Annotated in this window: 17 protein-coding genes; 12 read left to right on the top strand and 5 right to left on the bottom strand. The window is 58.8% G+C overall.

Features of this window, described 5'->3' with window-relative positions; genetic code table 11:
- Nucleotides 1-165: 165 nt before the first annotated feature.
- The 3 genes from K0F75_RS16470 to argH form a co-directional block, all read right to left on the bottom strand.
- Nucleotides 166-420 carry a TIGR02647 family protein gene (locus K0F75_RS16470; RefSeq protein ID WP_219063013.1) on the bottom strand — a complete coding sequence of 85 codons (255 nt, stop codon included), beginning with the start codon at nucleotides 418-420 and terminating at the stop codon, nucleotides 166-168.
- 209 nt (nucleotides 421-629) lie between these two features.
- Nucleotides 630-914 carry a hypothetical protein gene (locus K0F75_RS16465; RefSeq protein WP_219063012.1) on the bottom strand — a complete coding sequence of 95 codons (285 nt, stop codon included), beginning with the start codon at nucleotides 912-914 and terminating at the stop codon, nucleotides 630-632.
- Between the two features lie 69 nt (nucleotides 915-983).
- Nucleotides 984-2378: an argininosuccinate lyase gene (gene argH / locus K0F75_RS16460; RefSeq protein ID WP_219063011.1), complete on the bottom strand. Its 1395-nt coding sequence runs from the start codon at nucleotides 2376-2378 to the stop codon at nucleotides 984-986.
- Nucleotides 2379-2523: 145 nt separating this feature from the next.
- Between argH and K0F75_RS16455 the strand changes: the two genes are divergently transcribed.
- The 8 genes from K0F75_RS16455 (at nucleotide 2524) to rsd (ending at nucleotide 9972) form a co-directional block, all read left to right on the top strand.
- Nucleotides 2524-3606, top strand: coding sequence for a sensor histidine kinase (locus tag K0F75_RS16455; protein ID WP_219063010.1), 1083 nt, complete (start codon nucleotides 2524-2526; stop codon nucleotides 3604-3606).
- On the top strand, nucleotides 3603-4349 hold the full coding sequence (locus K0F75_RS16450; RefSeq protein WP_219063009.1) for a LytTR family DNA-binding domain-containing protein: 747 nt from the start codon (nucleotides 3603-3605) through the stop codon (nucleotides 4347-4349). The genes K0F75_RS16455 and K0F75_RS16450 overlap by 4 nt, the downstream gene beginning before the upstream one ends.
- Before the next feature lie 83 nt (nucleotides 4350-4432).
- Nucleotides 4433-5374: a hydroxymethylbilane synthase gene (gene hemC / locus K0F75_RS16445; RefSeq protein WP_219063008.1), complete on the top strand. Its 942-nt coding sequence runs from the start codon at nucleotides 4433-4435 to the stop codon at nucleotides 5372-5374.
- On the top strand, nucleotides 5371-6138 hold the full coding sequence (locus K0F75_RS16440) for a uroporphyrinogen-III synthase (RefSeq protein WP_219063007.1): 768 nt from the start codon (nucleotides 5371-5373) through the stop codon (nucleotides 6136-6138). Before hemC ends, K0F75_RS16440 begins: the two co-directional genes overlap by 4 nt.
- Before the next feature lie 74 nt (nucleotides 6139-6212).
- On the top strand, nucleotides 6213-7331 hold the full coding sequence (locus K0F75_RS16435) for a uroporphyrinogen-III C-methyltransferase (RefSeq protein ID WP_219063006.1): 1119 nt from the start codon (nucleotides 6213-6215) through the stop codon (nucleotides 7329-7331).
- On the top strand, nucleotides 7328-8566 hold the full coding sequence (locus tag K0F75_RS16430; protein ID WP_219063005.1) for a heme biosynthesis protein HemY: 1239 nt from the start codon (nucleotides 7328-7330) through the stop codon (nucleotides 8564-8566). The genes K0F75_RS16435 and K0F75_RS16430 overlap by 4 nt, the downstream gene beginning before the upstream one ends.
- A 209-nt stretch (nucleotides 8567-8775) precedes the next feature.
- A complete protein-coding gene (locus tag K0F75_RS16425; protein ID WP_219063004.1) occupies nucleotides 8776-9291 on the top strand; it encodes a disulfide bond formation protein B in 516 nt (171 codons plus the stop codon).
- 207 nt (nucleotides 9292-9498) lie between these two features.
- Nucleotides 9499-9972 carry a sigma D regulator gene (gene rsd, locus K0F75_RS16420; protein ID WP_219063003.1) on the top strand — a complete coding sequence of 158 codons (474 nt, stop codon included), beginning with the start codon at nucleotides 9499-9501 and terminating at the stop codon, nucleotides 9970-9972.
- A gap of 54 nt (nucleotides 9973-10026) precedes the next feature.
- On the opposite strand, the gene K0F75_RS16415 is transcribed toward rsd, so the two are convergent.
- Entirely contained in the window at nucleotides 10027-10704 is a 678-nt protein-coding gene (locus K0F75_RS16415; protein WP_219063002.1) for an FKBP-type peptidyl-prolyl cis-trans isomerase, read from the bottom strand.
- 214 nt (nucleotides 10705-10918) lie between these two features.
- Between K0F75_RS16415 and K0F75_RS16410 the strand changes: the two genes are divergently transcribed.
- Nucleotides 10919-11797, top strand: a complete 879-nt coding sequence (locus K0F75_RS16410) for an AlgP family protein (RefSeq protein WP_219063001.1) — start codon at nucleotides 10919-10921, stop codon at nucleotides 11795-11797.
- On the opposite strand, the gene K0F75_RS16405 is transcribed toward K0F75_RS16410, so the two are convergent.
- The gene (locus K0F75_RS16405) at nucleotides 11794-12279 is read right to left on the bottom strand and encodes a TIGR02444 family protein (RefSeq protein ID WP_219063101.1); all 486 of its coding nucleotides are present in this window, start codon (nucleotides 12277-12279) and stop codon (nucleotides 11794-11796) included. The genes K0F75_RS16410 and K0F75_RS16405 overlap by 4 nt on opposite strands.
- 46 nt (nucleotides 12280-12325) lie before the next feature.
- On the opposite strand from K0F75_RS16405, the gene K0F75_RS16400 reads away from it, so the two are divergent.
- From K0F75_RS16400 to K0F75_RS16390, 3 genes are all read left to right on the top strand, one after another.
- Nucleotides 12326-14236, top strand: coding sequence for an ATP-binding cassette domain-containing protein (locus K0F75_RS16400; RefSeq protein WP_219063000.1), 1911 nt, complete (start codon nucleotides 12326-12328; stop codon nucleotides 14234-14236).
- 110 nt (nucleotides 14237-14346) lie between these two features.
- A complete protein-coding gene (locus K0F75_RS16395) occupies nucleotides 14347-14979 on the top strand; it encodes a LysE family transporter (RefSeq protein ID WP_219062999.1) in 633 nt (210 codons plus the stop codon).
- A gap of 119 nt (nucleotides 14980-15098) precedes the next feature.
- Nucleotides 15099-15833: a cysteine hydrolase family protein gene (locus K0F75_RS16390; RefSeq protein WP_219062998.1), complete on the top strand. Its 735-nt coding sequence runs from the start codon at nucleotides 15099-15101 to the stop codon at nucleotides 15831-15833.
- The last annotated feature ends 39 nt before the right edge of the window (nucleotides 15834-15872 follow it).

Raw genomic sequence — 15872 nt, 5'->3', positions numbered from 1 at the left:
AGGGCGACGAGCAGTTTACAGCCTGTGATCAGGTACTTTTAAGCTGATTTTTTATTTTGACGTCAAAATTCAAGCGATTTCACTTCGGGGAAGTGAAGGGCAGGAGGAAGGGCTCGCGAAATGGTTTTGAGGGCGAACCAAACCTCCCGCGAGCCAGGCCGCGCTTCAGGCCGTTTCGGGTACATTCAGGCTGGTCAGGATGGTCAGCAGCGATTGGGTGTGCTCGGCAGCGTCAAGCCCAAGACTGGTCAGATAGCCACCATCGGGTTGGGTGATCAGCCCTTTTTCAAAGAGGCGCTGTACGGCTGCAATCGCGGTGGGAGCAGCTACGTGATGGACTTTCAGGCCCTCAAGGGTATTGCCCAGATTGAACAGTGCGAGGATTTCCAGTTCGGCAACCAAATCAGGGGTATACGACATAGGCACTCCAGACATTTCCAGTAATACGCGGCAGCAGGTCTGTGGAGTGTCTCGAGTCAAGGCACAGGAACGAGCTGTTCTGCGCTTATTGAGCTCTTGAGGACCCATAAAGCCGGCTTGGCGTGACAGCCCCGGAGGTCATGCGGCAGCGGGGCCTTTGCAGTGTAGTCAGGCTGTAGCTTTTTTGCCTATGTATCTCTGGCCGGCCGTCATTTGGCTTCGGGCGGTAGCTCTGGCAAGGCGCGAAGGGCCTGTTCGTACCACTCGGTATTGAAAGGGCGATCCTCTTCAAGCAACGCATCAATTTCAACCGCCAGCACGTGGGCCATGAGCTGGAGAATTTCTGCACGCTCGTAACCCACCAGGGTGAGCTTGTTGAACGTGGCTTTGGCGGCGGGTGGATTGTCGCTTTCGATCTGGTTTTCGATGGCCTGAGTCAGGGTCGACTCAGCAAATTCTTCGTCATCGTCGCTGTTGTTGATTTGGTCGGTCATAAATGTTCCTGAAAAAAGAAGGCTCTGCAGGAGCGCGCTTGCAACTCCGCGCGCCTGCAGGTTTTTGAGTTAGCGGGTTGCCAGCAGCGCCTTGCCACGCACCACGGCCGCTTTGACCTGGGCGGGTGCAGTGCCGCCGATGTGGTTGCGGGCGTTGACCGAGCCTTCGAGGGTCAGCACCGCGAACACGTCCTGATCGATCTGGTCGCTGAACCGGCGCAGTTCTTCCAGGCTCATCTCAGCCAGGTCCTTGCCGCTTTCCACACCGTACTTCACCGCATGCCCAACGATTTCGTGGCAATCACGGAATGGCAGGCCGCGACGGACCAGGTAATCGGCAAGGTCGGTAGCGGTGGAGAAGCCACGCAAGGCCGCCTCACGCATGATCGCGTGCTTGGGCTTGATCGCGGGGATCATGTCGGCAAACGCGCGAAGTGAATCGCGCAGGGTGTCGGCGGCGTCGAACAAGGGTTCCTTGTCTTCCTGGTTGTCCTTGTTGTAGGCCAGTGGCTGACCCTTCATCAAGGTCAGCAGGCCCATCAAGGCACCAAAGACCCGGCCGCTTTTGCCGCGCACCAGTTCAGGCACATCGGGGTTTTTCTTTTGCGGCATGATCGAGCTGCCGGTGCAGAAGCGATCAGGCAGATCAATGAATTGGAACTGCGCGCTGGTCCACAGCACCAACTCTTCCGAGAAGCGCGACAGGTGCATCATCGCCACGCTGGCTGCAGCGCAGAACTCGATGGCGAAGTCACGATCGGAGACGCTGTCCAGCGAGTTGCCGCCGACTGCATCAAAGCCCAGCAGCTTGCAGGTCAGTTCGCGGTCAATCGGGTAGGTGGTGCCGGCCAGGGCCGCGCTGCCCAATGGCAAGCGGTTGAGGCGCTTGCGGCAGTCGACGAGACGCTCGTAGTCACGGCTGAGCATTTCGAACCAGGCCAGCATATGGTGACCGAAAGTCACCGGCTGCGCGGTTTGCAGGTGGGTGAAGCCGGGCATGATGGTCTCGGCTTCACGCTCGGCTTGCCCCAGAAGACCTTCTTGCAGGCGGGTGATTTCCGCCAGGATCACGTCGATTTCGTCGCGCAACCACAGGCGGATATCAGTCGCGACCTGATCGTTACGGCTACGCCCGGTGTGCAGTTTTTTGCCGGTGATACCGATGCGGTCGGTCAGACGCGCTTCGATGTTCATGTGCACATCTTCCAGATCGATACGCCAGTCAAAGTTGCCGGCTTCGATCTCGGTCTGAATGGTTTTCAGGCCATCGATGATGGTATCGCGCTCGACATCGGTCAAAACACCGACGTGGGCCAACATGGTCGCGTGGGCGATGGAGCCCAGGATGTCGTGGCGATAGAGGCGTTGATCGAAGGTGACGGAGGCGGTGAAGCGGGCGACGAACGCGTCGACGGGTTCACTGAAGCGGCCGCCCCAGGACTGATTGGTCTTGTCGGTGCTCATGGGTTCGCTCGTTAGTCTGCAGGCTGCTGTTTAAAAAAATATGGCGTGGCCGATTTTGAAATGGGCGCAGCGATAATAACAGGGTTGCTGTTATTTTATCCTTGACCGGCTTGCCGCTGGGTCCCGTGACGCAGAGACTGGCCTAATGCGAAATAACCGTTTGAACCCGGGGGCAGCGCCAGCGCCCGGCAAAGAATTTTTCTTACCCGAACTGTGCCTGCCTCAGGCGTTATTGGTGCTTGTGGTGCTGGCCGAGCTATTAGTGATGGTGCTGGTGTTGGTCGAGCCCATGTACCCAGCGTTCAATTGGGTGCGGCTGGCGTTGGTTTCGCTGTTCGTGCAATGGATCGTGCTGCTCTCGGCAGCCTTGTTGTGCGGCCTTCGGCCGTGGCTGGCGCGCCTGCGTGCGGGTGTCGCAGGTCTTTTGTGTTGTGTGCTGGTGGTTGGCTTGACCCTGCTGTGCACGGCGGTGACCGACTATTGTGAGCTGGATGGATCACCTTCAGTTGGCGCAATGGTCGAGCGTTATCTACGGTATTCGCTGATCGCCTTGATTATGTCTGCGCTGATGCTGCGTTACTTTTACTTGCAGAGTCAGTGGCGCAAACAGCAACAGGCCGAACTGGGGGCCCGGATCGAATCGCTTCAGGCGCGGATCCGCCCGCACTTTCTATTCAATACGCTCAACAGTATTGCTAGTCTGGTGGCCAGCGATCCGGTCAAGGCCGAGCAAGCGGTGCTGGACCTTTCCGACCTGTTTCGTGCCAGTCTTGCCAAACCGGGGAGTCTGGTGACATGGCATGATGAGCTGGAGTTGGCGAAACGTTATTTATCGATTGAGCAATATCGTCTTGGCGAACGTCTACAGTTGGAGTGGGCAGTGAGTGCAATTCCAGACGACTTGCCGATTCCACAGCTAACCTTACAACCACTGCTTGAAAACGCCTTGATCTACGGGATTGCTCCTCGGGTCGAAGGCGGTGTAGTAAGGGTCGAAGCAACCTATAAAAAGGGAGAGTTCATATTGTGTGTCAGCAATCCCTATGACGAAGTTGCCAAAAGGCAGACTTCTAACGGTACTCATCAGGCGCTGGTAAACATTGGTGCACGCATTGCGGCACTTTTTGGTCCCCGCGCCAGTCTGAGCGTGGAGCGCCGTGACGGTCGTCACTTCACCTGTCTACGCTATCCTTGTGCGAGACTTACGCAGGAAGCCAACGCAATATGAATGTCCTGATCGTTGATGACGAACCCCTGGCCCGCGAGCGACTAAGCCGCCTGGTCAGCGAACTCGAGGGCTATCGAGTCCTTGAACCCAGCGCCACTAATGGTGAAGAAGCCTTGGCGTTGATCGACAGTCTCAAACCTGATGTCGTGTTACTCGATATCCGTATGCCCGGCCTGGATGGTCTGCAAGTTGCCGCTCGATTGTGCGAGCGCGAGACGCCGCCAGCGGTGGTGTTTTGCACCGCCCATGACGAGTTTGCCCTGGAGGCGTTTCAGGTTAGCGCTGTGGGCTATCTGGTCAAACCGGTGCGTGCCGAGCATTTGCTCGAAGCCTTGAAAAAAGCCGAGCGACCCAATCGGGTGCAACTGGCGGCATTGACCCGGCCTGCGGCCGAAAGCGGCACTGGCCCGCGGAGCCATATCAGTGCGCGAACCCGCAAAGGCATTGAGCTGATTCCGCTCAACCAAGTGATTTATTTCATCGCGGATCACAAGTACGTGACCTTGCGCCATGAAGGCGGTGAGGTGCTGCTGGACGAGCCACTCAAGGCGTTGGAGGATGAGTTCGGCGATCGCTTCGTGCGTATCCACCGTAATGCACTGGTTGCCCGTGATCGCATCGAGCGCTTGCAGCGTACGCCTTTGGGCCATTTTCAGCTGTTTCTCAAGGGCCTCAATGGGGATGCGTTGATCGTCAGCCGTCGGCATGTGGCCGGGGTGCGCAAGATGATGCAACAGCTGTAAAAGCGGCGCGGGCAAGCGCGTCTACAGAGGTCATGGCCGAGCTGTTATTATCCGTCACATCTATTCAAGTACGGATTTACCCCATGTCCTCTCGCGAAATCCGCATTGCTACCCGCAAAAGTGCGCTGGCCCTGTGGCAGGCCGAATATGTTAAAGCCCGTTTGGAGCAGTTTCACCCAGGGCTGGTCGTGACGCTGGTGCCCATGGTCAGTCGTGGCGACAAGCTGCTCGATTCGCCGTTGTCCAAAATTGGCGGCAAGGGGTTGTTCGTCAAGGAGCTGGAAACGGCCCTGCTTGAGCATGAAGCGGACATCGCTGTGCACTCGATGAAAGACGTGCCCATGGACTTCCCCCCAAGCCTTGGCTTGTTCTGCATCTGCGAGCGTGAAGACCCGCGCGACGCTTTTGTGTCCAACACGTTCTCCAGTCTGGATCAGTTGCCTGCGGGCAGCGTCGTCGGCACTTCGAGCCTGCGTCGTCAGGCTCAATTGCTCTCGCGTCGACCTGATCTGGAAATCCGTTTCTTGCGGGGTAACGTCAATACCCGACTGGCGAAACTGGATGCCGGTGAGTACGACGCGATCATCCTTGCCGCCGCCGGTTTGATTCGTCTCGGTTTCGAAAGCCGTATCACCTCAGCGATCAGCGTCGACGACAGCTTGCCCGCCGGTGGCCAAGGCGCGGTCGGTATCGAATGCCGCAGCGCGGACACTGAAATCCATGCCTTGCTCGCACCGCTGCATCATGCCGACACGGCTGTGCGGGTTACCGCCGAGCGCGCCTTGAACAAACACCTGAATGGCGGTTGCCAGGTTCCCATCGCCTGTTACGCCGTGCTTGAAGGTGAACAGGTCTGGTTGCGTGGTTTGGTGGGCGACCCTGCGGGAGGCCTGCTGCTCAACGCCGAAGCCCGAGGCCCGCAATCCGAGGCTCAGGCACTGGGTGTGCAGGTCGCTGAAGCGTTGCTGGCCCAGGGCGCGCAAGCCATTCTGCAAGCGGTGTATGGCGAGGCAGGCGAAGAGTGACCGGTTGGCGACTGCTATTGACCCGTCCTGCGCAGGAGTCGGCGGCGCTGGCGGCAGTGCTGGCCGAGGCCGGCATCTACAGCAGTAGCCTGCCGTTGCTGGACATCGAGCCGCTGGCGATTACGCCAGCGCAGCGTTCGATCATTTTCGACCTGGACCTTTACCGGGTGGTCATCGTGGTCAGCAAGCCAGCCGCACGTCTGGGTTTGGCGTTGATCGACGAACTCTGGCCGCAACCGCCGATACAGCAATGGTTCAGCGTTGGCGCGGCGACGGCGCAGATTCTTGAAGACTACGGCCTGGACGTCACGTACCCCGCGCGTGCCGATGACAGCGAAGCCTTGCTCGCGTTGCCGCAGTTGCAGCAAGCGTTGGCGCTGCCGGGAGCTCGCGTATTGATTCTGCGCGGGGAAGGTGGCCGAGAACTACTGGCCGAGCGGTTACGCGATCTAGGTGCTAGTGTCGATTATCTGCCGTTGTACCGACGTAATATGCCGCACTATGCAGTTTCGGAGCTGCCGCGCCGTATCGAAGCGGAACGCTTGAACGGCCTGGTGGTCAGCAGTGGGCAGGGTTTTGAACACCTGCGTGAATTGGCGGGCGATGCCTGGCCTGACGTGGCCCTGTTACCGCTGTTTGTACCGAGCCCCCGGGTTGCCGAGTTGGCGCATGCCGCCGGTGCCCAGACAGTTGTGGATTGCCGTGGCGCTAACGCCGCGGCTTTGCTGGCGGCGTTACGGGAACACCCCGGGCCTGCCCTCTAGACGTAGCAAAGACGGGCTCATTCAGAATAGAGTCGTCATTGATGTGACTGCGCCCTAATGCAAAGGATGGATACGTGAGCGAAACAGTCTTGCCTAAAGAGAATCTTGAACCGCGGCTTGAAGCGCCTGCGCCAACGTCGACCGAGCCTTCGAAGCGTCGTGGCAATAGTCTGGTGATTTTAGCGTTACTGCTGGGCGCTGCGGGTGTTGCTGCCGGTGGCTGGGGTGTCTGGCAGGTGCGCATTCTGCTGGCTGGCCATCAGCAACAGTCGGGGCAATTGCAGGATATTGGCGCGCAGACTCAGACGCTCAAAGAGAACGAGCTCCAGTTGGCGACGCGTCTTGCACAGTTGCCCGCAGCGGATGAACTTGAAAATCGTCGGCAACTGGTCGCCCAGCTTCAGGGCGATCAGCAGCGTCTGAGTCAGCGTCTGGAAACTGTGCTGGGTGCCAGCCGCAAAGACTGGCGACTGGCCGAAGCCGAGCATCTGGTGCGTCTGGCGAGCTTGCGCTTGTCGGCGCTGCAAGATATCAACAGTGCTCAGGCGCTGGTGCAGGGTGCGGATGAAATCCTTCGCGAACAGGATGACCCGGGTTCCTTTGCCGCGCGCGAGCAATTGGCCAAAAGCCTGGCTGCGTTGCGCAGCGTAGAGCAGCCTGATCGCACCGGCCTGTTTCTGCAATTGGCGGCCCTGCGTGATCAGGCCGCGCAGCTCAATGCGTTGGCGCCCGAATATGAAGACAGGGGAGGGTCGTTGCTGGGATTGACCTCCGACAGTGACAACTCCAGTCGCTGGGTGCAGTGGTGGGATAAACTCTCGCACTACATTCGTATCGACTTCAATGCTGACAAAAACATTCGTCCACTGCTGGCCGGACAGAGCTTGACACAGGTTCGGCTGGCCTTGACCCTGGCGCTGGAGCAAGCTCAGTGGGCAGCGCTCAATGGCGAGCCGCAGGTGTACAGCCAGGCCCTGACTGAAGCGCGCAGTGTGCTGCTCAGTAATTTCAATCAGGACAACCCGCAAAGCAAGTTCCTGGATGAGCGCCTTCAAGCCCTGATTACTCAGCCGGTATCGGTGATGACACCCGATCTGGCGCAAAGCCTGAGCGCCGTGCAGGCTTACCTTGAGCGTCGTCATGCGTCTATCGAGCAGCCTGCCGCACCTGCCAAGCAGGAGGCCCGTCCATGAAGCGTGCCTACCTGATCCTGTTCGCGGTGATTGTTGTCGCGGCGTTGATTGGTGTCGCTATCTCCGAGCACTCGGGCTACGTGTTGATCGCGTACCAAAACTTCCGTTACGAATCGAGCCTATGGGCAACGCTGGCGCTGCTGGTGGTGATCTGGCTGGTGGTTTTCCTGCTGCGGGCTTTGTTCAATCTCCTGACAGCGTCGGGTGGGGTGGTCAATCCGTGGTCGCGGTATAACCGCAGCCGCCGTGTGCAACTGGCGATCGAGCACGGTCAGATGGACCTCGCCGAGGGCCGTTGGGCCAGTGCCCAGCGCCATCTCCAGCGTGCCGCTGAAGCTGAGCGTCAGCCGCTGTTGTATTACCTGGGCGCTGCACGCGCGGCAAATGAACTGGGCCGTTACGAGGACTGTGACAACCTGCTCGAGAGAGCGCTGGAGCGCCAGCCGCAAGCCGAGCTGGCGATTGCGTTGAGTCACGCGCAACTGCAGCAGGATCGCGGCGACATCGACAGTGCATTGGTGACCTTGCAAGCGATGCATGATCGCCACCCGCATAACGCCCAGGTGTTGCGCCAGCTACAACGTTTGTATCAGCAGCGTGGGGATTGGTCGTCACTGATTCGACTGATGCCCGAGCTGCGCAAGGACAAAGTGCTGCCGCCGTCTGAGCTGGCTGAGCTGGAGCGGCGTGCCTGGGGCGAGAATCTCACCCTTGCTGCGCAACGCGGGGAGGAGGGCGAAGCGGGTCTGCAGTCGCTCAACAAAGCGTGGCAACAGCTGACCTCGGCACAACGTCAGGAGCCGCCGTTGGTCCTGGCCTATGCCGAACAATTGCGCCAGCTGGGTGCCGATGCCGAGGCGGAAGAGGCGCTGCGTACAGCGCTCAAGCGCGACTACAACAGCCATCTGGCCCGTCTTTATGGATTGTTGCGGGGCCGCGATCCCGCGCGACAACTGCAAACGGCTGAAGGTTGGCTCAAAAGTCATCCTGATGATCCGAGCCTGTTATTGACGCTGGGTCGTTTGTGCCTGCAAAGCAGCCTGTGGGGCAAGGCGCGGGACTATCTGGAAAGCAGTCTCGGCCAGCAACGTAACCCGGAAGCTTGCGCCGAACTGGCTCGATTGTTGGCACGACTGGGTGAGACCGAACGCAGTAATCAGCTGTTTCAAGAAGGCCTGGGCATGCTTGACGAGCGTTTGCTGGCACGTCCGCTTCCGGCAGTAGGCCGGGCCTAGTCTGGAGGGGGTGTCCGACCCCGTTTTGTAGGAGGTGCCCTACCATTCCGTAGGGCGCAGGAATGATCTTGCAGAGCGCGGTATTAAATCCGCTCAACTGCGTCAGCACACGCCTACAAGATTGCAGAAGTATCGCTACGCCCCCGTCTTGAAAGGGTTATGCGCTTTCCTCTACCGTAATAGACCTCGCATTCTGTTACGGATTAGCCATGCACCTGGCCCGCTCGCGCTCTCTGTTCCTCTTGGCATTTATTGCCTGTGCGCTTGTCACTTGCGCAGCGTTATATCTGGAGTATGGCGTAGGGCTTCGCCCCTGCCCGCTGTGCATCATTCAACGTGTTTTTTTGATCACCTTCGGTGTCATTTGCCTGCTCGCGGTTTTACATGCGCCCGGTAAGGCCGGTTGGCGGATCTACTCGCTTTTGGCTTTGCTCTGCGCCCTTTCAGGGGCGGTGGCGGCGGGGAGTCAGGTCTGGCTGCAAAGCCCGCTTAGGGAAGACGTAACGGCCTGCCTGCACGCGCCGAACTCCGCACAGGAGGCCGTGCCCCTGCTTCTTGCGCAGGTATTCAAATGCGCCGCCGGCTGTATTGAAATCCATTGGTCGCTGCTGGGTATGAGCGTTGCCGAATGGAGCCTTTTGGCGTTCGCCGGCATGATTCTGTTTGCGGCTTACCCGTTGTTTCAGCGCGTCGGCGTCGGCGCGAACGATGCACAGGAGGCCTGAAATTCGGGTAAGGATTAAACGCTTGTATGAACTTTATCTCCTGCGTACCTTGATGGGGTTAGCGTGCGGGCATAATCTTGGCCGCACGCGTCATTGGAAATATGCTGCCTATCTGGCTTTATCAGACCCGTCTCTGGCATCGAGATTTATTAGAAAGTCTGGAGGCGGGTACAGAGCAGCATGACCCTGAAGGGAAGAGAGATCATCATGTTGGAAAGTTGTCAGAATGCTCAGGAGCGTTGGGGCGGGGTCAACCTGCTGATCGATCGCTGGTTGAAGGAGCGTCACGAGTTGGTCCGAGCCTACGGTGCTCTCGGCGGAACGCCCGAGGCGTTGGCGGATGACCGCGTATCTCTGCAGAAATTCTGCGAAATTCTGGTCGATTACGTTTCGGCGGGGCATTTCGAAGTCTACGAACAGCTGACCAATGAGGCCAAGGCCTTCGGCGATGAGCGTGGCCTTGAGTTGGCTGAGAAGATTTATCCGCGTCTGGATGTCATCACTGAAGTGGCGTTGGCGTTCAATGATCGCTGCGACAAAGGCGATTGCTCCGATGGCGAAGTCGTTGCCGTCGAGCTCAAGAAACTGGGCGGTCTGCTGCATGAGCGCTTCGAACTTGAAGACTGTCTGATCGAAGTGCTGCACACCTCTCATGAAATAAAAGACGTGGCCCAGGCCTGAAGCCTCGACATTACCGGGCGCGCGCCCTGCGCCCCGGTTTCTGATCCCTCGCTCTTACGGAGCGACACCCAATAGCTCAATTTCGAACACCAGCGGTGTGTAAGGATCAATCAGATCCCCGGCACCTTCTGCGCCATAGGCTTGCGCGGAAGGAATGACCAGCCGCCATTTCGCACCCACCGGCATGCCTTGCAATGCGCTGGTCCAGCCGGCGATTACGCTATCAAGGCGGAACCATTGGGGTTGGCTGTTTTGATCGAAGATGGTCCCATCCGGCAGCCGACCTACATAGCGCACTTGCACTCGGTCCGAAGTCGTCGGTTTTGCACCGTTGCCCGGGGTCAGCTCTGTCAGCAGAATCCCGTCCTCCAGGACACGAACGCCCGGTTTGGCTTTTTCGCTGTCCAGAAAGCGTTGCTCGGTACTCATGGCAACTTCGCTTTGCGGCTCTGGGGGCGGCGTGTCTTCTGCCTGCGCCATTGAAGCATCATGGTCTCTGAGTATCTGTTCAATGCGCTCATCTTTAAGCGCGAGCGGCTTGCCTTGATAGGCCCGCTGCAGCCCTTCGATCAGCGCCGGAAGCTGTAGGTCCGGAACCTCCTGGCGCAGGCGCTCGCCAAGGCTCGCGCCCAGACTGTAGGCAAGGTCATGGTCATTAGCCGGGGTGGCGGTTTCAGCAGCTTGAGCGAGTGGTAGCAAGAGAAACAGAGACATTAATATGTAACGCGACATGGTGCTCTCCAGCCTGGGAAGAGGGCAATTATGCCAGTGCAATCGCTAAGGTGTTGCTCGGCATGAAAGGAATTTCATGAGGTTGTCACACACTCTTCTACCCACTTTCACCCCGTCGTGAAACGCACGGCCATTGTTACTGTCAACATGGCCTAGCGGCGGTGCAGGCAGAGGTCTAGTATGAGCCGCAATCAAGCCAGCCAGGAGGTCAGTCATGTCGGCCCAAAAGAAGCCAGTAAACACCCCATTGCATTTGCTCCAACAGCTCTCGAGCAGCCTGCTCGAACATCTTGAAAGCGCTTGCTCCCAAGCGATGGCTGATGCTGAAAAATTGCTCGCCAAATTGGAAAAGCAACGCGGTAAAGCTCAGGAAAAACTGCACAAATCCCGCATCAAATTGCAGGATGCCGCTACCGCCGGTAAAGCCAAGGCGCAAGCCAAAGCCAAGCAGGGCGTGTCTGAGCTTGAAGAGTTGCTCGATGCACTGAAATCTCGTCAGTCTGAAACCCGCACTTACATTCTGCAGCTCAAGCGCGATGCTCAAGAGAGCCTGAAGCTGGCTCAGGGCATTGGTCGTGTCAAAGAGGCCGTGGGTAAAACCTTGAGCCTGCGTGATGCGAAACCGGTAGCTGTAAAAGCCTCCGCGCCTGCAGCCGCCAAAGCTCCGGCTAAAACAGCCGCCGCGAAGGCCCCTGCAAAAACGGCTGCAAAAGCTCCGGTCAAGGCGCCTGCCAAACCCGCTGCTAAAGCGCCTGCTGTAGCTGCCAAGCCAGCCGCAAAAGTTGCTGCCAAGCCTGTCGCGAAAAAAGCAGTTGCTGCAACCGCCGCTAAACCCGCTGCCAAGCCGGTCGTGAAACCTGCGGTCAAGGCACCGGTTAAAACAGCCGCCGCCAAGCCAGCCGCCAAACCTGCTCTGGTTAAAGCGCCAACTGCCAAGGCTCCCGCCAAAGTGGCTGCCAAGCCTGCCGCAGTGAAACCAGCCGCCAAGCCTGTTGCAAAACCTGCAACGCCGTCAGCGTCCACCACGCCGACTGCCGTTGTCCCTGCAGCAGTGCCAGCGACTGGCAACGTCACACCTATCAGCGCTTCCTAAGGCTGGTTCGCCTCGACGCGCAGCACGTGCAGCGCGTCGAGGTTCTGGTGGGCAGCGTCGCCCGCAAGACCTTCCAGCCACGCCATCAGACCTTCCAGCCACGCCATCAGATCTTTCGGTGTCCCTGCTGACCAGTCCTGCGTCAGTGCTTCAAGCCGCGAAAGCAATTCGCGCTCTGCCTCCAGTTCCAGACCCTTTACCTGCTCGCGCAACTTCCCCCATTCGACGTCATTGACCGCCGCTGCTCGCCAACGGGTGCGCAATGCCCTGAGGGGTTGCACCACATCATCGTGCCAGGGCGTGGCCAATTGTCTGATTTTCCGCAAACGGTCGGCGGTGCAAACCACGCCGCGTTGCCCCAGCCAGGCACCACACAGCAGCGTGCAAACGTTGGCGCCGCTGGCTTGCAGGCGCAAACACGCCTGTTCCACACCCGGGCGGGTATAAAGAATGAGGGTGAAACTCCACAGATCAGAAGGCATAGTCATCTACTTGTTCCGGACGAAGCTGGTAGACTCCGCCGCCATTATGATTCGACTTCAAAACCTGACTTTACAGCGTGGCCCGCAACGTCTGCTAGAAGACGCTGAGCTGACCCTGCACCCCGGCCATAAAGCCGGCCTGATCGGCGCCAATGGCGCCGGCAAATCGAGCCTGTTCGCTTTGTTGCGGGGTGAACTGACCCCGGACGGCGGCGACTGCCTTGTGCCTGCCGATTGGCGCATTGCCCACATGCGCCAGGAGGTCGACACACTCGATCGCCTGGCCGTGGACTATGTGCTGGACGGCGACTTGCGCCTGCGCCAGGTACAGAGCGATCTGGCCGCCGCCGAAGCCGCGCACGATGGCGCCGCGCAAGCGCGCTTGCATGCCGAGCTGGACAGTGCCGACGGCTACACCGCCGATGCGCGAGCGCGAAAGTTGCTTGCCGGGCTGGGCTTTACCAATGAACAGACAGAACGTCAGGTCGGAGATTTCTCCGGTGGCTGGCGGATGCGTCTGAACCTTGCGCAAGCGCTGATGTGTCCGTCGGACCTGTTGCTGCTCGATGAGCCGACCAACCACTTGGACCTCGACGCCATTCTGTGGCTCGAAGACTGGCTTAAGAGCTACACCGGCACCCTGCTGCTGATCTCCCACGACAGGGATTTCCTCGATGCGGTGGTGGATCACATCGCTCACGTCGAGCAGAAAAAAATCATTCTCTATCGCGGGGGCTACAGCGCCTTCGAGCGCGCCCGTGCCGAGCGTCTGGCCCAGCAACAGCAGGCCTACGACAAGCAACAGGTGCAGCGCGCGCACATGGAGAAATTCATTGCACGCTTCAAGGCTCAGGCGACCAAGGCCCGTCAGGCTCAAAGCCGGATCAAAGCCCTTGAGCGTATGGAAGAGTTGTCGGCGGCGCATGTCGATTCGCCGTTCGACTTTACCTTCCGTGAGTCCGATAAAATTTCCAGCCCGCTGCTCGATCTTTCTGATGCGCGTTTGGGCTACGGCGAAAGGGCCGTACTGGAAAAGGTCAAATTACAGCTTACGCCGGGTGCGCGGATCGGTTTGCTCGGCCCTAACGGGGCGGGTAAATCGACGCTGATCAAAAACCTCGCGGGCGAGCTTGAGCCGTTGAGCGGGCGATTGGTGCGTGGCGAAAACCTGATTGTTGGCTACTTCGCTCAACATCAGCTGGACTCCCTAGACTCCAAAGCCAGCCCGCTGTTACACCTGCAACGTATTGCGCCGACCGAGCGCGAGCAGACCTTGCGCGACTTCCTCGGTGGTTTCGACTTCCGCGGTCCGCGTCTGGACGAGCCGGTACTGAATTTTTCCGGCGGCGAAAAAGCGCGTCTGGCGTTGGCCTTGATCGCCTGGGGCAAGCCAAACCTGTTGCTGCTCGACGAACCGACCAACCACCTGGATCTGGAGATGCGCCTGGCCTTGACCATGGCCCTCCAGGAATTCAGTGGCGCGGTATTGGTGGTTTCCCACGATCGGCATCTGCTTAAAAGCACCACCGACGACTTCTTGTTGGTGGCTGATGGTCTGGTACAGACCTTCGATGGCGACCTGGAAGACTACGCGCGCTGGCTGGTGGATTATCGTTTGCGGAATGCACCGGTCAGCAACACGCCGGTCAATGCCGATAAAACCGACAAGAAAGCCCAGCGCCAACAGGCCGCCGCTTTGCGTCAACAGCTGGCACCGCACAAGCGCGAGGCTGACAAGCTTGAACGAGACCTTGGCACGCTGCATGAAAAGCTGACCAAGGTCGAAGCCGGATTGGCCGACAGTGCGAACTACGAGGCGGCGAACAAAGACAAGTTGCGCGACCTGCTGGCTGATCAAGCCAAACTGAAGGTGCGTGAAGCCGAGCTTGAAGAAGCCTGGATGGAAGCCCTCGAACTGCTTGAAGGTATGCAGGCCGAGCTGGAAGCCTTGTCCTGATCAACGCATGGGCCTGCTGGGCGTTTGCCAGCAGACCTTAAAAAATGAATAGTCATTTTTCGGCGCAAACATTAGCTTAGAAGGCATTCCGGTCTTGCCTGAGGTGTGTGATGTTGCTTGAAACGTGGCTGGCATTTTTTGCCGCCTGCTGGGTTATCAGCCTGTCTCCAGGGGCTGGCGCTATCGCGTCCATGTCGTGCGGGTTGCAATACGGTTTCTGGCGCGGTTACTGGAACGTTCTGGGCCTGCAATTGGCGCTGGTGTTGCAGATTGCGATTGTTGCGGCGGGCGTGGGTGCAGTCCTTGCGACGTCCGCGCTGGCCTTCAGCCTGATCAAATGGTTTGGCGTGCTCTATCTGGTCTATCTGGCCATCAAACAATGGCGCGCGCTGCCCAGCGACATGGCCGATGACGCTGCCGTACGCCCGATTGGCCGGCCCTTGAGCCTGGTCATGCGTGGCTTTCTGGTGAATATCAGCAACCCCAAGGCGCTGGTGTTCATGCTGGCGATCCTCCCGCAATTCATCGACCCGCATCAGCCGCTGCTCGTCCAATACCTGATCATCTGCGCCACCATGGTCGCGGTCGATCTGACGGTGATGGCCGGTTATACCGGGCTGGCTTCGCGCGTGCTGCGCCTGCTGCGCACGCCGAAGCAGCAGCGTCGGATGAACCGGACCTTTGCCGGATTGTTCGTCGGCGCGGCGGCATTTCTGGCCACGATCCATCGCGGTACGGCTTGATTCCCTTTAGCATGTCTTGTGCAGTTTTTGCACAGGACATGTCTTGATAGGTGCGTGGTTGGGGTGTCGGTGGGCTCATAGACTGGGCGGAATGAAATCACTCTGACCCAGGAATCCATATGTCGAGCCTCTCTCTGAACCGTGTTCAAACCTCCCGTTTCTTTCCTTCGCTACTAAAGACGCTTTTGGCGACCTTCAGTTTGTCGGCTGCACAGTGGAGCGTCGCTGCGACCCCAGTCGTGAACGCACAGCCAACTATTCGTGCACTGTCAGGTGCGACGCCGATCGACCGTCTTGATCCGCGCACGACGGCGTTGGTCGTTATCGATTTCCAGAACGAGTACTTCACCGGGAAAATGCCCATACCCGACGGTATGCACGCATTGGAAAATACCCGGCGCCTGATTCAATTCGCCGATAAGGCCAGCCTGCCGGTGATCCATGTCCAGCACGTTGCACCGAAGGACTCCGCAGTCTTTGCGCTAGGGAGCGAGGGTGTCGAGTTCCACCCGCTCATGAAACCGCGCGCTCAGGACAAACAGGTGCAAAAAAGCACGGTCAGCGTATTTGCCAGTACTGATCTGGACAGCCAGTTGAAAAAGGCCGGTATCAAGACCGTGATCATCTCAGGCCTTATGACGCATGCCTGTGTGGCGGGCGCTGCGCGGGACGCGGTGCCGCTGGGTTATGGGGTCGTGGTAGCATCCGATGCCTCGGCCACGCGCACCATCACGCGTGCCAATGGTGACTCTGTCAGTGCCGATGCGTTGCATCGCGCCGCGCTTGCCGAGATCGAAGACACCTTCGGTGATGTGTTGACCACTGCGCAAATCATCAATTTGCCGCTGCATTGATGTCCATTGCCGGTCTTTGAGCGGCACCTTTGAGTGGCT

Source organism: Pseudomonas sp. UMAB-08, assembly GCF_900095225.1.
Lineage (GTDB): Bacteria > Pseudomonadota > Gammaproteobacteria > Pseudomonadales > Pseudomonadaceae > Aquipseudomonas.
The sequence above is the reverse complement of the archived record's forward strand: the minus strand, read 5'-3'. Positions and strand labels throughout refer to the sequence as shown.

Coding starts and splice junctions, on each gene's coding strand:
- K0F75_RS16425 (WP_219063004.1), top strand. CDS start 8,776: ATGCACCTGGCCCGCTCGCGCTCTCTGTTCCTCTTGGCATTTATTGCC.
- K0F75_RS16405 (WP_219063101.1), bottom strand. CDS start 12,279: ATGCCTTCTGATCTGTGGAGTTTCACCCTCATTCTTTATACCCGCCCG.
- K0F75_RS16450 (WP_219063009.1), top strand. CDS start 3,603: ATGAATGTCCTGATCGTTGATGACGAACCCCTGGCCCGCGAGCGACTA.
- rsd (WP_219063003.1), top strand. CDS start 9,499: ATGTTGGAAAGTTGTCAGAATGCTCAGGAGCGTTGGGGCGGGGTCAAC.
- K0F75_RS16430 (WP_219063005.1), top strand. CDS start 7,328: ATGAAGCGTGCCTACCTGATCCTGTTCGCGGTGATTGTTGTCGCGGCG.
- K0F75_RS16395 (WP_219062999.1), top strand. CDS start 14,347: ATGTTGCTTGAAACGTGGCTGGCATTTTTTGCCGCCTGCTGGGTTATC.
- hemC (WP_219063008.1), top strand. CDS start 4,433: ATGTCCTCTCGCGAAATCCGCATTGCTACCCGCAAAAGTGCGCTGGCC.
- K0F75_RS16410 (WP_219063001.1), top strand. CDS start 10,919: ATGTCGGCCCAAAAGAAGCCAGTAAACACCCCATTGCATTTGCTCCAA.
- argH (WP_219063011.1), bottom strand. CDS start 2,378: ATGAGCACCGACAAGACCAATCAGTCCTGGGGCGGCCGCTTCAGTGAA.
- K0F75_RS16470 (WP_219063013.1), bottom strand. CDS start 420: ATGTCGTATACCCCTGATTTGGTTGCCGAACTGGAAATCCTCGCACTG.
- K0F75_RS16400 (WP_219063000.1), top strand. CDS start 12,326: ATGATTCGACTTCAAAACCTGACTTTACAGCGTGGCCCGCAACGTCTG.
- K0F75_RS16390 (WP_219062998.1), top strand. CDS start 15,099: ATGTCGAGCCTCTCTCTGAACCGTGTTCAAACCTCCCGTTTCTTTCCT.
- K0F75_RS16465 (WP_219063012.1), bottom strand. CDS start 914: ATGACCGACCAAATCAACAACAGCGACGATGACGAAGAATTTGCTGAG.
- K0F75_RS16415 (WP_219063002.1), bottom strand. CDS start 10,704: ATGTCGCGTTACATATTAATGTCTCTGTTTCTCTTGCTACCACTCGCT.
- K0F75_RS16455 (WP_219063010.1), top strand. CDS start 2,524: ATGCGAAATAACCGTTTGAACCCGGGGGCAGCGCCAGCGCCCGGCAAA.